The sequence below is a fragment of the Paenibacillus peoriae KCTC 3763 genome (assembly GCF_000236805.1).
Classification (GTDB): Bacteria; Bacillota; Bacilli; order Paenibacillales; family Paenibacillaceae; genus Paenibacillus; species Paenibacillus peoriae.
Genome location: NZ_AGFX01000016.1, coordinates 17,857 through 33,584, shown reverse-complemented (window position 1 = coordinate 33,584; position 15,728 = coordinate 17,857). Strand labels below are relative to the sequence as shown.

Annotated in this window: 13 protein-coding genes; 12 read left to right on the top strand and 1 reads right to left on the bottom strand. The window is 47.3% G+C overall.

Annotated features, from left to right (window positions below; all coding sequences use genetic code 11):
* Positions 1-9: 9 nt before the first annotated feature.
* The 6 genes from KQI_RS0110185 (at position 10) to KQI_RS0110160 (ending at position 8,676) form a co-directional block, all read left to right on the top strand.
* Complete coding sequence (locus tag KQI_RS0110185) at positions 10-1,161, top strand: transglutaminase domain-containing protein (RefSeq protein ID WP_010346676.1); 1,152 nt, start codon at positions 10-12, stop codon at positions 1,159-1,161.
* A gap of 19 nt (positions 1,162-1,180) precedes the next feature.
* Positions 1,181-3,262, top strand: a complete 2,082-nt coding sequence (locus tag KQI_RS0110180) for a peptidoglycan D,D-transpeptidase FtsI family protein (protein WP_010346675.1) — start codon at positions 1,181-1,183, stop codon at positions 3,260-3,262.
* A gap of 193 nt (positions 3,263-3,455) precedes the next feature.
* Positions 3,456-5,534 carry a peptidoglycan D,D-transpeptidase FtsI family protein gene (locus tag KQI_RS0110175; RefSeq protein ID WP_010346674.1) on the top strand — a complete coding sequence of 693 codons (2,079 nt, stop codon included), beginning with the start codon at positions 3,456-3,458 and terminating at the stop codon, positions 5,532-5,534.
* An 82-nt stretch (positions 5,535-5,616) separates the two neighbouring features.
* Entirely contained in the window at positions 5,617-6,369 is a 753-nt protein-coding gene (locus KQI_RS0110170; protein ID WP_010346673.1) for a Cof-type HAD-IIB family hydrolase, read from the top strand.
* A 61-nt stretch (positions 6,370-6,430) separates the two neighbouring features.
* Positions 6,431-6,910, top strand: a complete 480-nt coding sequence (locus KQI_RS0110165) for a DUF456 domain-containing protein (RefSeq protein ID WP_010346672.1) — start codon at positions 6,431-6,433, stop codon at positions 6,908-6,910.
* Positions 6,911-7,041: 131 nt separating this feature from the next.
* Entirely contained in the window at positions 7,042-8,676 is a 1,635-nt protein-coding gene (locus tag KQI_RS0110160; RefSeq protein WP_029390105.1) for a putative polysaccharide biosynthesis protein, read from the top strand.
* Positions 8,677-8,702: 26 nt separating this feature from the next.
* Here KQI_RS0110160 and KQI_RS0110155 read toward each other — a convergent pair whose 3' ends face one another.
* A complete protein-coding gene (locus KQI_RS0110155) occupies positions 8,703-9,992 on the bottom strand; it encodes a DUF2515 family protein (protein ID WP_010346670.1) in 1,290 nt (429 codons plus the stop codon).
* Between the two features lie 329 nt (positions 9,993-10,321).
* Here KQI_RS0110155 and KQI_RS0110150 point away from each other — a divergent pair, with 329 nt between their 5' ends.
* The 6 genes from KQI_RS0110150 (at position 10,322) to KQI_RS0110125 (ending at position 15,673) form a co-directional block, all read left to right on the top strand.
* Positions 10,322-11,440 (top strand): ABC transporter substrate-binding protein, encoded by a 1,119-nt coding sequence (locus tag KQI_RS0110150; protein ID WP_010346669.1) that lies wholly within the window; start codon positions 10,322-10,324, stop codon positions 11,438-11,440.
* A gap of 62 nt (positions 11,441-11,502) precedes the next feature.
* Positions 11,503-12,540 (top strand): FecCD family ABC transporter permease, encoded by a 1,038-nt coding sequence (locus tag KQI_RS0110145; RefSeq protein ID WP_010346668.1) that lies wholly within the window; start codon positions 11,503-11,505, stop codon positions 12,538-12,540.
* Entirely contained in the window at positions 12,540-13,337 is a 798-nt protein-coding gene (locus tag KQI_RS0110140) for an ABC transporter ATP-binding protein (RefSeq protein ID WP_010346667.1), read from the top strand. Before KQI_RS0110145 ends, KQI_RS0110140 begins: the two co-directional genes overlap by 1 nt.
* A complete protein-coding gene (locus KQI_RS0110135; protein WP_010346666.1) occupies positions 13,321-14,058 on the top strand; it encodes a class I SAM-dependent methyltransferase in 738 nt (245 codons plus the stop codon). The genes KQI_RS0110140 and KQI_RS0110135 overlap by 17 nt, the downstream gene beginning before the upstream one ends.
* A 119-nt stretch (positions 14,059-14,177) precedes the next feature.
* Entirely contained in the window at positions 14,178-14,522 is a 345-nt protein-coding gene (locus tag KQI_RS0110130; protein ID WP_010346665.1) for a thioredoxin family protein, read from the top strand.
* A 218-nt stretch (positions 14,523-14,740) separates the two neighbouring features.
* Positions 14,741-15,673 (top strand): COX15/CtaA family protein, encoded by a 933-nt coding sequence (locus tag KQI_RS0110125; RefSeq protein WP_010346664.1) that lies wholly within the window; start codon positions 14,741-14,743, stop codon positions 15,671-15,673.
* The last annotated feature ends 55 nt before the right edge of the window (positions 15,674-15,728 follow it).

Here is a 15,728-nt window from a genome sequence, read left to right as displayed (position 1 = left end):
AGGAGCACAATGAACCCATCCTGGCTAGAGTCTGTTCTTCATTGGAATGGCGTGACGGTGTTTCTGATCGCCATCGTACTGTTGTCGTTGATACAAGGGTGGAGGCGAGGAGCTTCCAGATCTGTAGGTGCGCTGTTTAGTCTCATCGTGGATGGCATACTCACTGTGGCGGGTATTTTGTGCTCGCTTGGGTTAGCCATGTGGCTTTCACCGAAGGTGCAGCAATGGCTGGCAGCATATATGGAGCACTTGCCGCAGCGAGGACTAAGCGGGATCGAGCAATTTTATTATACGCTTGTGGCAGGTTTAGAGGGTTTTCCGCTACTGCGGTTTGCCGTATTATTTATGCTTAGTTATGCGATCGCTCAATTTGTTCTGCGTGCGATTTATGTACTGGTAGTAGGTGGCAGGTCGGATTCCCCTGCTCATGAGCAGCAAAAAAAATCAGGCTTTTTCAGCAGGATGGCCGGAGCCGGGATTGGTACGGTGATCGGCGGAGCACGCGCCATCATAGTGATAGCCTTGTTGTTCATAGGTGTAAGCTTATACCCGGACAGCGGATTCAGCAGCTATGTGCAGGCTTCACCAATTTATAAGCAGGGAGCGCAATCAGTCATTGAACCGTTATCCGGTACTCTGATTAAGGATAAGCTGCCCGTATTTACGCAGGCCGTTACCAAGGAATTAAACGGCATCATGCAGCGTAAATACGAAATAATCGACCGTGAAATTCCGAACGATATCAATCAAGCTGCGGCCAAGATTACACAGGGGGCTAGCGGTGACGAGCAAAAGGCCAAAGCGCTGTATGAGTGGGTAGGCACCCGCATCAGCTATGATTACGGTAAAGTAGAAGCCTATGAACAGCGTGGCGACTGGCATGAGCAGACTCCCAGAGACACGTTTGAAACACGTAAGGGAGTTTGCATCGATTATGCCCGTCTGTATGCAATGATGGCCCGATCTCAGGGACTTCAGGTCAAAGTGGTGACCGGACTGGGATACAACGGACAGGGGGGCTATGGTTCACATGCCTGGAATGAAGTGTATTTAAGCGGGCGGGATCAGTGGGTACCGTTAGACCCGACCTGGGCACAAAGCGGGAACTGGTTTAATCCGCCTGGTTTTGCCCAGACACATATCAAGGATAAAGTGATTTAAAAGGAGTGGAGAAGGGCACATGAGAAAGATGGACAACGAGCAGGGAAAAGACAACGAGTCGTCCGACCGAAAAAGATTCAGCTTCAGGATCAACCTGTTCTTTTTCAGCTCGTTCATTATATTTACTGTCATTATCGTAAGATTGGCGATACTTCAATTTGTGGAGGGGCCCCAGCTTAAGCAGCAGGAGGCCAGTAATGTTACCAAAAATGTACCGCTCACGCCGATTCGCGGAACGATTTACGATTCGACCGGACAGAACAGGCTGGCGTATTCTACACCTGTACAATCGCTGTACATCACACTCTCCAAAAACTACAGCGACGGCGTGGAAAAGTTGCGCGATAATGATAAAAAGCTGTTGCCTGAGCTGGAGAATATGACGCAAAGGCTGGCAAATCGCTTTGCTGAATATGGTGATAAAAATGAGCCGAAAATGACCGCAGCACAAATAATGGATGCGATGGACCGGAACTATCAACGATTTAGCGGCTTTACGCCCCGTTTAATCAAAACCAATCTCAGTAAAGAAGAAGTCGCCTATTTCATGCAGCATAAGAGCGAGTTTCCCGGAATAGATGTGGTCGAGGAAACCGTACGCCATTATGATCCTGATACGGTGGCTGTCCAAACAGTCGGCTACATTAAAAGCTATAAAAGTGCGCGTGAAACGTTGCCTAAATATAAAGAAATTCAGAAGTCACTCTCCGCAGATAATGATCCTGGCCTCATTTATATGGATAACGAATCTGTTGGTTTTGATGGACTGGAACTGCAATATCAGGAACAACTGCGGGGGAAAAATGGCTACAAAACCGTCCCGATTGATCCGCGTAATATGCCAGAAGGCGTAGATTCCGTTACTCCTCCGCAAAAGGGAGACAACATTTACTCCACGATTAACAAAGAAATTCAGGTTAAGACGGAAGCTGCCATTATGGATCAATTGAGATGGCTCCATTCACATGCTGTATCAGGCAGTACGCATCCTTATGCCAAAACAGGCTTTGCGGTTGCTATGGAAGTAGACACGGGGAATGTGGTAGCGATGGCTAGCATGCCAGATTATGACGCGAATATTTGGCAGAATGGCACTATTTCAAATGACCAATATAAAGAGATTGAACATGTTTATCAAAACGGTACTATTAAAAACTTTGGTTCCGGTCAGAGCGGACAGCATCCAGATTCGACTGTGCTGCTAGGATCGACGGTTAAGCCTCTATCCGTTCTTATTGGACTAGAGGAAGGACTTTTTACGACAAATACGTATTATCAAGATACCGGGGCGGCTTATTTCGGACGAAACAATTCGTCACGGGTGCGGAACTCTTCGGGTCATGTGTACGGTGGGCTTGATCCAGCTTCTGCTATTCGACATTCATCGAATGCATTTATGGTCGATATGGTGGGCAAACGTTTATATAACAAATATATCAATAATGCTGAAGAAGACCAAGGTGTTAATGTATGGGACCGTTATATGAAGGAGTTTGGATTAGGCGTTGCCACAGGAGTAGATTTGCCAGGTGAATTCCGGGGACTGCTCGAGTACAAGAGTAAATCAGAATCGGCACTTTCTAAGCTGGCATATGCCTCTTTTGGTCAGCAAGGTAAATATACGCCTATGCAACTTGCCCAGTATGCAGCGATGATTGCGAACAAGGGCAAACGGATGGAGCCGCATTTGGTCAGCCAAATTAAAGATACCAACGGCAATGTAGTCCAGACGATTAAGCCTAAAGTGTTGAATGAAGTGAACTTCCCGGACGCTTACTGGAATGAAGTTATACGCGGGATGGCGACAGACGTCAGCGCATTTAATGGTTTCCCTTATGATTTTGCACGTAAAACGGGTACATCACAGCAAAGCGTAGGCGGCAAGTTAAAGGATAACGGGGTGTTTATTGCATTTGCCCCTCGACAGAATCCAAAACTGGCGGTAGCGGTAGTTATTCCTGAAGGAGGCTTCGGGGCTTGGAGCGCCGGACCTGTAGCACGCAAAATTTTTGATGCCTATGATGAAGTTTATGGATTGGACGGAGTACCTAAGAAAAAGGATACCACGGCAACCGACCCGAATGCAGGCAAACAGCCATAATCTCATACAACAATATCATTTAATAAAGCTTCTCTTAGCCATTGTGCTGAGGGAAGTTTTTTTTGTTATTTTTATATGATTTCTTACAAAATTGTAATCGCCAATTTCATCGTTATTTACATGAATTGTGGTAGGATCAGGAATATGGGACCAAAATGTGAGATCAAGCAGAAAGGAGTAATGACCAGCCAGTATGAACAAAAGTGGTTTGGATAAAAAATTTTCATTCAAAAAGAAAAACAATGAAGAGAACGAAGAGACACAAATAAAGCAGACGACCTTGCGAACGAACCTTGTTTTTTTCAGTGCTTTTATGCTGTTTGCCCTTATCATTACCAGACTGGCTATACTGCAGTTTGTGCAATCCGAGGAGTTGAAGGGGCTACAGCAGTCTGTAAATACCAAAAATATCCCGTTAGCTCCGAATCGTGGGACGATTTATGACTCTACGGGTACGGTCAAGCTGGCGTATTCGACTCCGGTACAATCTCTGTATGTGACCTTGTCACAGGATTATAGCAAGCGTGCAGAGAAAGGCCGTAAGCCTGGAGAAAAGCTGCTTCCTGAACTGAATGCGTTTGCTGATAAGCTTGCTGCCAAATTAAATAAATTGGGGCATCAAGAGGGAGAAAAGCTTGATGCAGCGGAAATTAAGAAGCGTTTGGACCCGGACTATAGTCAATATAGGGGCTTCACCCCACGTCTGATCAAATCCGATCTAAGTCGGGAGGAAATCGCATATTTTCTGGAGCACAAAAAGGAATTTCCCGGCGTGGAGATCGTAGAAGAGAATGTACGTCATTATGACCCGGATCGGGTAGCAGTCCAAGCGATTGGATATATGTACAAGTTCAAAGGTGCCCGTGCGAACCGGCCCAAATATAAAGAGCTTTTCCAAGCCAATTCGGAGGTTCTAAGACCGGAACAGGTTTACCTGGAAAGTGAAACGGTCGGATATGATGGCCTAGAGCTGCAATACCAGGACGAGCTGAGAGGAAAAAACGGCTATAAAACGGTGGAAGTCAATCCGCGCAGCATGCCGGAGGGAGTAGAATCGATTACTCCTCCGCAAAAAGGACATCATCTCTATTCCACCATCAACAAGGAAATTCAGCAAAAAACCGAGCAAGCGATTATGGATCAGCTTCATTGGCTTCATACGCATACGGTATCCGGGAAGCTCCACCAAGATGCCACCACGGGCTTTGCTGTAGCGATGGAGGTCGAGACAGGGAATATCGTAGCGATGGCCAGTATGCCGGATTATGACCCTAATGTATGGAAAACGGGAAGTACTTCGCCTTCGGTATATAACGAAATTCAGCATAAAATGGGGAACGGAACGATTAAATCTGTACCGAGTGGAAAATCGGGTCCTCACCCGGAGTCCTCCGTGTTACTGGGTTCAACCATTAAGCCCCTCACGGTGCTGATCGGGTTGAAGGAAAACTTGTTTTCACCCGGACAAACTTATTTGGATACAGGGAGCGCGTATTATGGTAAAAACCAATCTAGCCGGGTCGGTAATTCGGGCGGACATGTGTACGGTAGTTTGACCCCGGACAAAGCCATTGAGTTCTCATCCAATACGTTTATGGTGGATATGGTGGGCAAGCCATTGTATGACAAGTACGGAAGTAATGTAGGCGTGCATCAGGGTATTGATGTTTGGGACAAGTATATGAAGGAATTCGGATTAGGCGTGCCGACTGAAGTAGATTTGCCGGGGGAATGGGCGGGCAGACTTGAGTATATGAGCAAGCAGGAAAGTGCGCTGACGCGCTTGGTGCAGGCGTCCTTCGGTCAACAAGGGAAATACACGACGATGCAGCTCGCCCAGTATACGACTGTATTGGCAACAAAGGGCAAGCGTATGCAGCCGCATTTGGTCAGTAAGATTGTGGATGATCAAGGGAATCTCGTGCGTGAATTGAAGCCGAAGGTGCTGAATGAGGTTGCTTTTTCCGAAACGTACTGGAATACGGTCATCCACGGCATGGCTACGGATGTTAAAGCATTTAACGGATTTCCGTATGATTATGCCCGGAAAACAGGGACTTCTGAGCAGATGGTGGGACGTACGGTTAAAGATAACGGGGTGTTCATCGCTTTTGCACCGCGGCAAAATCCGAAGCTGGCCGTAGCGGTCATTATTCCCGAAGGGGGCTTTGGCGCGACGAGCGCAGGGCCGGTGGCGCGTAAAATATTTGATGCATATGACGAGGTGTACGGGCTGGATGGTATCCCAAAAAAGCCGCAGACATCGAAGTAAGTGCTTGAATTTTTTTGTGGGCTTCTCTTTTTCATGGTAAAATGTCGTTGGACATATGGGACATACAGGAGGAAGAGAAACCATGGGAGAGAAACATTATAAATACAAGCTGCTTGCGCTCGATATGGATGGAACTTTGCTGAACGACAATCATGAGATTACCTTGGATACGATTAACTGGATTAACAAGGCGATTCAGGAGGGGATTCACGTATGCTTGTCCACCGGACGGGCGGCGATGCATGCTCTGCCCTATGGCCAGCAACTCGGCTTGGACACGCCAATGGTAACGGTAAACGGCAGTGAGGTATGGAAATCACCTCATGAGTTGTGGCGCCGTTATTTGCTTGATCGGGAGCTTGTTCGCAAGATGCATCAGATTGCTGTAGAAACAGACTCCTGGTTTTGGGCTTACTCAACGGAGGAATTATATAACAGGGACCGTTGGCCAGATACATTAGACACACAGGAATGGCTCAAATTCGGTTATAATACGGAAAATGACGAGATTCGCCATCAAATTTTGCTCAAGCTTCAGGATATGGGGGGACTTGAAATTTCCAACTCTTCGACGACGAATCTGGAAATTAACCCGGCTGGCATATCCAAAGCCAGTGGAATCGCTGAAGTGTGCGATCTGCTGGGAATTACCATGGAACAGGTGGTTGCCGTTGGCGACAGTCTGAATGACCTGGCTGTCATTCAAGCGGCTGGACTGGGCGTAGCGATGGGGAATGCTCAGGACACGGTAAAAGAAGCGGCTGATCTGGTTGTGGCTTCCAATAACGATGATGGTATTGCAGAAGTTATCCGCGATTATATACTTGTTGAATAGAACATTTTAATAGAACACATGAGGCTGCATACAGGATGAATAGACAAGAAGGAGGAGGCCCATGGACGTTATAGGCTGGATTGTGATTGTCGTGCTGTTCATTGTTGGCATGGCCGGGGCGGTATATCCCGTATTGCCGGGGGCACTCGCCATCTATTTTGCTTTTTTTGTTTACGGTTGGTTTTTCTCGTTTGCTCCATATAATGCATTGTTTTGGATCATTCAAACACTGATTGTTGTTGCGCTTTTTGTTGCGGACTATGCGGTTAATGCGTGGGGAGTCAAGCGATTTGGCGGCTCGCGACTGTCGGCGATCCTCAGCACGGTCGGGATTATTATTGGTCCCTTCGTTATTCCGGCATTCGGCCTGATTTTGGGGCCATTTATCGGCGCTGTGCTGGGTGAGCTGATAGGCAAAGCCCCGCTGGACAAAGCTGTAAAAGTGGGCTTTGGCTCTGTACTGGGGCTGTTTACCAGTACCGCCATGAAAGTGATATTGCAGCTTGCTATGATTATAGTATTCTTGATTTGGGTGTTATAACGGATAGCTCGTTATTATGATTTGCAGAGACAGAATCGATATGCGGCTCCGCACCGGTGATGGCTCAGGCCATGACTGTTTTTGCGGAGCTTTTGCATGCATGTGAACAGCAAGAAAGAAGGGAACGCATTTTGTCCAATAAAGAAACATTCCTTAAAGGCACGCTTATTTTAGCCGCTGCTGCCCTGGTGGCCAGAGTACTTGGTCTGGTACAGCGTGTTCCATTGGAACATTTGCTTGGTTCCGTGGGGAACGCCTCGTTTACCATTGCGAACAACGCTTATTTGATGCTGCTCACAGTGGCTACAGCTGGCATTCCTAGCACATTAAGCAAAATGGTGTCAGAACGCTATGCGCTGAATCGGCCTTCGGAAGCGCGGCGTGTGTATCATGCGGCTTTGCTATTCGCGGCCGCGGCAGGCATCATCATTACACTGGTGCTGTATTTTGGAGCGCCTTATTTTGCAGAGCATGTAGCAGGAGTTCCGCAGTCCGCTTTGGCTATTCAGGCTTTGGCACCAGCCTTGCTGCTGTTTCCTGCCATTGCCATGATGCGCGGGTACTTCCAGGGGCGGGGTAATATGACCGCAGGCGGTATATCACAAATTGTGGAGCAGGTTGCACGGGTGGCGACCGCTATTTTACTCGCTTTTATTATTTTGAAGCTGGGTTATGGAGACCGCGAGATTGCGGCCGGGGCATCCTTTGGGGGAGTCATGGGAAGTATTGGCGCTCTGGCGGTTATGTTGTATTACACGGTGAAATTACGCCGTCAAGATCGCCAGGATCGACAAGAGCAATTCCAAGAGGAAAGCTCTCCGCTGCCGATGCTGCGCATTTACAAAGACATTTTCACGCTGTCCATTCCCATTGTATTGTCATCCCTGACAGTTCCGGCGGTCAATTTTATTGATACGTCGATTGTGGTTAGATTGCTATCCGGCCAAATTGGACTGGATATGGCTACTACCCAATTGGGTTATCTAGGGTCGCGGGCGCAAAGTGTAGCGGGAATTCCCCCGATTTTGGCCATTGCGCTCAGCCAATCGCTCATTCCAATCATTTCGGCGGCTTTTGCCCGCAAGGACGAGCGCCATTTGCAAAATCAGATGACGCTGGCCTTGCGTATCTCGATTTTGACTGGAATGCCGATTGTGCTGGCCTTATGTGTAACCGCCTATTCCATTAATGGCTTGCTGTTCAGCTCACTTGGAGGCAGCGGGATTATCGCTGTTTTGACGCTGGGTACGATATTCCAGATTACAATGATGACGTCCAACTCGATTTTGATCGGTATGGGCAAGCCGCGTATCTCCATGGTTAATGTCATGGTCGGTATCGTGGTTAAATTTGTCGCGAGCTGGCTGCTGGCCGGCTGGCTTGGAATTTACGGCATCATTGGCGCGACCGGATTATGTTTCCTCGTCATTACACTGTTGAATTTGCGTGTACTCAAAGGGATTGTTTCCTTCTCCATCATGGGCCGTCGCTGGGCAGGCTTTTTGACCGCAGTCGTCGTCTCGGGAGCAATCGGCTACGGTGTAAATGAAGCTTGCATTCTGCTGGTACAGCTTATGTCTGCACGGGTGGCCTTCTTCATCGCATGCTGTATTGCCGGAGCGGTTGTACTGGTATGCTACCTGGTGCTGCTGGTAGTCCTGGGCGTGCTTCGCAGGGACGAGCTGGGCAATTATCCGCGTATACTGCAAAAAGTACTGCGTCCGCTGATGCGTCTACAGCGTCAGTCTTCAGGACAACAAGGCTAAAGAAGCATAGATAGCTTTCAGCTTTCTCAGTGGAAAGACCGGAGGCTGGCATGGGTGTCGTGGGCCATGGCTGTTTTTTGGATGCCGTGGCGATGCTCATGCCGCATCGCAAATAATAGCGGTCGCCTTGGCTCGCTCAGATGCCCAAGCGTGGAGCCGTCCTGAAACCAGTCATAACGGGGAATCGGATCATAAGCCGTATCCGACCAGACGGCATTCAGTTCGGGGCTGTACAGACGTTTTCCCGGCGGCAGCCATTCATGTGCTAAAAGCGTTGCGTTCTCTTGAAAAGAGCGCAGCGCTTTTTGTTCATACGAGGTGAACAGCCCAGGCCAGTAGTCGCTGCGTGAACCGGTATGCGGCACGCTGGTCACGAAGGCTGACACTTGATCCAGCACCTGCTGGTGGCCAAACAGCATGGCATAGAGGCTTTTGCCAAAGCCGATCCGTTCGCCCAGATGACCAAAACGTTCCATCACCAGTCCGGCGAGCCCGCCATTCAATCCGAGCGGAAATATAATCTGGTTGAGCTGAAGCCAATCATGCAAATAAAAGCCCGGCTTGTGCATCACAAATTTTTGAAAATACGGGTCCTTCACAACACGGCCCTCAATATAGTTCTGTTCGTTAATAATAAGGGCGACAGTCAACAGAGAGCTATCCCGCCAAGCCCAGAAGCGTTCCCAAAAGGGTTTCATGAAAGGCGATACGTGAAAATAGGGCAATAAATGAAAGCAACTCCGGCCCAAACGACGGCTGTGCATGTACAGTTGGAGCTGCGGATACGCGTCTTGAAAAATAAGAGCGTTACAGCGCTCCAGCAGCCGATACAGCCACTCCTTTTCCTGTTCGCCAAACAGGTTGCCAATCAGACCGCCTTTGAGATCGGTCATATTGTAACCGCCGTTGCGGGAAACGAGATGGGCCAGCAGGGCCCAATGCAATTCTGGATAGCCGCGATAGCAGTCGAGGTAAGCGGCGGTCCGTGTGATATTGCTGCGATTCTGCTGTGCGGTATCGTTCTTGATTCGTTCCAGCAGCTCACAGTCTGTTTCGCATAAAGGCATATTTAACGAAGAGGGCCGCGTAGCCGGTCCGTTCGTCAGCATGAGTGCTTCGGCTTCATCCATTGCAGCCTGCGCGGCTTGATTATCCCACGGCAGCTCATGCAATGGATAACGCAGCTTGCGGGATTCGGTCCAGGCTGCCCGTTTGCCCTCCCAAGCCTCCTCCGCAACACGCGGAACAGTACCGAGCAGCTTTAGCCCGTCTTGAAGCTGCTTTGTTGCTATATGAAACCATTCGGTGAGAGACATTGTTTTGATTACTTCCTTTCACAGTATTCAGATGCATTCCCTTATATGCTCTAGTATGCCTTAATAGCAGGTATTCCAATCTATGGTGGGGAATCGAATCCTTTTCTGTTCATGAACCATGAATGTATAGTTATATATATCAAGATATAGCTATATATATCAATGTATAACTGTCTATATATATCAAGATATATTTATATATATCAAGGTATAGTTAAATATATCATTGAACTATCGTTCTTCCTGTTTTATAATCCTGTGTTAGTGTGTGCTAGAAATAGAGAACTCACTTTACATCATGTGTTTTATAAACTGGGAGGAAAAATTGAATGAAAAACCGTCGAGTCATCTTAGTCATGCTTCTGTGTGTGTTTTTACTGGCGTTGCCCCTGTATGGATGTGGAAATCAAACCAAACCAACCAGTGAAACTCAATCTGGCAGTCAGGCCACCACTGCTGACAAACAAACCTATACTATTGTCGATCAATTGGGCAGAACGGTTGAAATTCCGAAAAACGTAAAAAGAATCGTAGCTCTCCAACACCACACGTTGGATATCATGCTTGAACTACATGCTCAGGACAAGCTGGTAGGTGTACTGAGTGACTGGGAAAGCTTGCTTGGAAGCTATACTGCCGATGTTTTTCCAGGAATCCGAAATTTGGCAACTCCGGGGACGATCTCGGAATTAAATGTAGAAGCCGTCGCTGATTTAAAGCCGGACGTGGTGTTTGTATCCAACCAGGTTCCGAAAGAATCCATTGCCAAACTTGAACAACTGGGCATCCCCGTCGTGGGCATCACTTTATATGTAGCAGACAAAGAACAGGCATCCACGATCCATCCTGATCTTGTCAATCCAGATGAAGCCTACACCGAAGGACTTAAACAAGCGATCAACCTGATTGGTCAAATTACGGATAAAAAAGCACAGGCAACTGAATTATGGGACTATGTTGTCAAAAATCGGGCTATTGTAGCCAAACACTTGAATGAAGTTCCCGAGAATAGTCGGATCAAAGTGTACATGGCCAATGAAAAAATGTATACATACGGGACGGGTAAATATGTGGGTACGGCCATGGCCAAAGCCGGCGCTCGTAATGTTGCCGAAACCATCAAGGGATACAAGCAAGTTAGCGTTGAGCAGGTAGCTCAATGGAATCCTGAAGTGATTTTTGTCCAAAGCCGTTACAAATCTGTACTGGATGACATTAAAAAAGATAAAGCCTGGGCAGCTATTGACGCTGTGAAAAACAACAAGCTGATTATCGCACCAGACTATACAAAACCATGGGGTAATCCTACACCGGAATCTATGGCACTAGGAGAAATCTGGCTGGCAAAAACCTTGTATCCGGAAGCGTTCAAAGACGTTGATCTGGACGCAATGGTTCAATCTTTCTACCAGAAATTCTATGGCATCGCTTATAAAGAACAAGAATAACTGCCCTTCAATCACTGCTAATGCAGTGATTGTTTTTTACAGTGCAGAAAGGATTAGTCTGGATGCGTACGATTTCAAAACATTATGAGAAGATCAAACCCATAATTCCTCACGCGGTTTGGGGGTTCCTGATTATTTTGCCTGTTGTTGTCTTCGTCTTGTCTCTCATGATGGGTAAATTCCATGTAACAACAACAGAGGTATCCCGAATTCTCTTGAGCAAACTGATTCCTTCCGATCAGACCTGGACAGCTTTGGCTGAGAACATTGTTGTACAGGTACGGCTGCCGAGGGCCATTGCTGCAATGCTGGTTGGCGCCGGGTTAGCAGTATCAGGTGCTGTTTTCCAGGGATTATTTCGCAACCCCCTGGCATCGCCCTACACCTTGGGTGTTTCCAACGGCGCCGGATTTGGAGCCGCATTGGCTATTCTGTTGCTGAATAACTCATTTGCTATTCAGGCATCTGCGATGATTTTTAGTCTGGTTGCCGTGGGTCTAACATTTCTGTTTAGTCTGCGAGCCAAAAATTCAACCATTACAATGGTTTTGGGCGGTGTCATTGTCGGCTCGTTGTTTTCGGCACTTGTTTCACTGATTAAATTCGTCGCAGACCCTTTCGAGAAACTCCCTGCCATTGTATTCTGGCTGATGGGCAGCTTGTCTGCGGTCAACACGACATTGCTGTTGACTGCGTTGCCACTGTTTGTAATATTTATCGCTGTCATCTGGTTGTTTCGCTGGAGGCTGAATGTATTGAGCCTGGGCGATGAAGAAGCGAAGTCATATGGGGTCGATGTCAGACGCGACCGGATTATCATTATTGTTTGCTGCAGTATTTTAACAGCCGCTGCGGTCAGTATCTCAGGCGTGATTGGCTGGGTAGGACTGGTCATTCCTCACTTGGGCAGAATGCTGGTTGGACCTGATTTTCGGAAATTACTGCCTGCCTGTATTTGCCTTGGTTCTTCTTATCTCTTGCTTATTGATGATTTATGCCGAACGCTCACGGCAGAAGAAATCCCTCTGGGAGTCATTACAGCGATTGTCGGCACACCTTTATTTGCCTACTTCATGTTTAGAGAGAAGGTGAACTGGTAATGAAAATTACGGCAGAGAACCTGGCTTTTCACTACAAAAACGGGCGGGAAATCTTCCACAACATTTCATTTGAGGTCACTTCTCCAAACGTGCTTTGCATTCTAGGACCCAATGGCACAGGCAAAAGTACGCTGTTGAAATGCCTGGTCAACCAGCACAACCCAAGCAAAGGACAGGTATATCTGGATGACAGACCCATCCAAAACTACAGTACCAAAACATTGGCCTCTTGCATTGCATATATTCCACAAATGCACACGCCAACATTTCCTTTTACCGTTCTGGATGTGGTCACGATGGGGAGAACCGCCCGCCTGGGCTATCTCTCAGCACCGGGAAAACAAGACAAGCTGGTCGCACTGGACAACTTGTCTTTTTTGGGTATCGAACATTTGGCCGGGAAGATTTACACCAATATCTCGGGTGGTGAGCGCCAACTCGTGATGATGGCTGCTGCTTTAACCCAGGAACCGCAAATCTTGTTGCTGGATGAACCTACTTCCCATCTGGATTTTGGAAATCAGTTTCGTTTCCTGCAAATCGTCAAGAGCTTGAAGCAAAAAGGAGTCGGCATCATTATGACATCCCATTATCCTGACCATGCTTTGGAGGTTGCCGATTATACGGCAGTGCTGAAAAATGGCTGTTTTGTTCATTTTGGAGAGCCAGATGAAGTGGTCACGGAGAAGAACATGGAAGAACTGTATGATATTCCGGTTACGATGGTTTCGATAGCCGGTACCAAAAAAAGAAGCTGTATCGCAGGAGGAGTAGAGGCAGATGCAAGAACGGATTAATGACTACTGGACAGAACGAGCGGATGAATTTAGCGGGCTGCGGATGCATGACTTTGAAGGCGGGTTACGCCAGATATATACGAAGATAATCCAAGAGCATATGCCTGCATCCCGCCCCCTGAAAGTCTTGGATTTAGGCACAGGCGCCGGTTTTTTTGCTTTCATTATGCGTGACTTGGGCTGTGATGTTACAGGTATTGATTATTCCCACGCCATGCTGATGAACGCGGAGTCCAACGCAAGAAATCTTGGCTATACTGGCTTAACCTTTCGGCAAATGGATGCGCAACAGCTTGATTTCCCTGACGCCAGCTTCAATTTCATTATTACTCGAAATGTGACATGGACGTTGCCTGATCCGCAAAAAGCATACAGCGAAATGTACCGTGTACTCGCGCCTGGCGGAACCCTCTTGAATTTTGACGCCAACTACGGTCAGGCATTCAAACAGGCTGACGAAAGAGGAGAAAAGCCTTCTCATCCGACACAAACCCAGCAACAACTGAGAGAACGGAATGACATCGCCAAATCACTATACATCTGCGGAAAGAAACGCCCTCAGTGGGATGTGGAAGCTCTGCTCTCACTCGGAATGAAACAAATTGTACTGGATCTGGATATCGAAAAACGAATCTATGATGAACAGAACAACCTTATTGATTATTCCACCGTTTGGACCAGTTCAACGTCCCCGCTGTTTATGGTATGTGCAAGAAAATAATGGTATTCTGATGCGGATTGTCTGGCCAAGATCGGCTTTGTCTTATCAAAAGTACAATTTGGGTTTACAATAGAAGCAGTAAGTGCTTGTTACAACCGAAATTAGAGGAGGAAAAATACATGCAAAAAATCGTCTCTCATGAAGACTTTAATAAGGCAATATCCGCTCCAGGCGTAACGGTAGCCGTGTTCAAGGCAGACTGGTGCGTGGACTGTCATTTTATTGATCCGTTTATGCCTGATGTGGAACAACAATATGCAGACAAGCTTACATTGATTGAAATTGATGTAGAGCAGGCCGAAAGCGTCAGCCAGGAGCAAAATGTATTGGGTATTCCCAGCTTTATCGCTTACAGTGAAGGGCGAGAGCTGGTGCGTCTGGTGAACAAACTGCGCAAATCGCGCGAGGAAATCGAGCAATTTTTGGACCGGGCTGTAGAAGTACATGCTAACCTCGCGAAATAATGGGTGCTGTACATGTATGATGGTTCCGAAGGGAATTCTTTAAACATCAGGACAAACAGAAAGCCGCTTCCTGCCAAAGGAGGCGGCTTTCTTACGGACACGTTCACATTTTGTCAACAAAACACGTATGTCAAGGAACAATATATCAGTTATAATTACTTTAAGTGATTATTTCACAACATATAAAGTCAATAAATATTATATTTGGAAGGATACGGGTGAGTTCTTTGAATAACAAAATCAGAATATTAAAGTGGCTGGCACTCGTAACATGTATTGTCATGTTTTTAGCTACATTTGGTGGAGGCGTCGTGACACGGACGGATTCGGGTCTCGGCTGTGGACGGGAATTTCCGCTTTGTAACGGCAAGCTGGTTCCGGCGCATACAATCGCATCCCTTATTGAGTTCTCTCACCGTTCTGTTAGCGCTATGGCCGGGCTGCTTTCTGTCGCCTCCTTTGTCGGCTTTTTGCTGTTTATGAAGCATCGGAAGGATTTACAGCTATTCTCGCTGTTAACACTCATGTTTGTCATCATACAGGGAGCCATGGGGGCGTTGGCTGTTTTGTTTTCCCAATCGGCTGCAGTCATGGGATTGCATTTCGGCTTTGCGCTTATCGCTTTTGCCAGTGCGACCATGATGACGCTGGGGGTGTGGAAGGAGCATTCGGACTCACGTTATACTCCGCGATTGGTGGCTGAACCTGTCAGCCGGGGCTATCGCAACTTTATATGGCTATCGACGATTTATACGTATATTGCTGTCTATTCGGGTGCGCTTCTCAGTCACTCCGTCATCCAGAAGGTTGTAAATCTCGGCGGCATTATATCTCCGCTGCTGCTGCATCAGATTACAGCCGGGCTGCTGTTCGTCATTATCCTGGCTGTAGGCCACTACTCGTACCGTTATCACCCAAAGCATCGGGATATTCGTGTATTGGGTGTTGTTTCGGTCATATTAATAGCACTTCAGGTTCTTATTGGAATTAGCTTGCTGTATTTCACCAGACCTGAAATTTACATGTTTGTTGTGTTGGGGCATATGCTGGTGATTGCCACATTGTTCTCCATTTTGTGTTATTTGAGCTATCGTGTATGGCAATTGTCGCCGGATCGCAAGCTTGTTCCGACCCAGGCACAACGTACCTAAGCATTTCCTAGACCATAATGAAACGGATATTTTGCCCAAGAGGCGTTTAAACACG

Coding starts and splice junctions, on each gene's coding strand:
- KQI_RS0110185 (WP_010346676.1), top strand. CDS start 10: ATGAACCCATCCTGGCTAGAGTCTGTTCTTCATTGGAATGGCGTGACG.
- KQI_RS0110180 (WP_010346675.1), top strand. CDS start 1,181: ATGAGAAAGATGGACAACGAGCAGGGAAAAGACAACGAGTCGTCCGAC.
- KQI_RS0110175 (WP_010346674.1), top strand. CDS start 3,456: ATGAACAAAAGTGGTTTGGATAAAAAATTTTCATTCAAAAAGAAAAAC.
- KQI_RS0110170 (WP_010346673.1), top strand. CDS start 5,617: ATGGGAGAGAAACATTATAAATACAAGCTGCTTGCGCTCGATATGGAT.
- KQI_RS0110165 (WP_010346672.1), top strand. CDS start 6,431: ATGGACGTTATAGGCTGGATTGTGATTGTCGTGCTGTTCATTGTTGGC.
- KQI_RS0110155 (WP_010346670.1), bottom strand. CDS start 9,992: ATGTCTCTCACCGAATGGTTTCATATAGCAACAAAGCAGCTTCAAGAC.
- KQI_RS0110150 (WP_010346669.1), top strand. CDS start 10,322: ATGAAAAACCGTCGAGTCATCTTAGTCATGCTTCTGTGTGTGTTTTTA.
- KQI_RS0110145 (WP_010346668.1), top strand. CDS start 11,503: ATGCGTACGATTTCAAAACATTATGAGAAGATCAAACCCATAATTCCT.
- KQI_RS0110140 (WP_010346667.1), top strand. CDS start 12,540: ATGAAAATTACGGCAGAGAACCTGGCTTTTCACTACAAAAACGGGCGG.
- KQI_RS0110135 (WP_010346666.1), top strand. CDS start 13,321: ATGCAAGAACGGATTAATGACTACTGGACAGAACGAGCGGATGAATTT.
- KQI_RS0110130 (WP_010346665.1), top strand. CDS start 14,178: ATGCAAAAAATCGTCTCTCATGAAGACTTTAATAAGGCAATATCCGCT.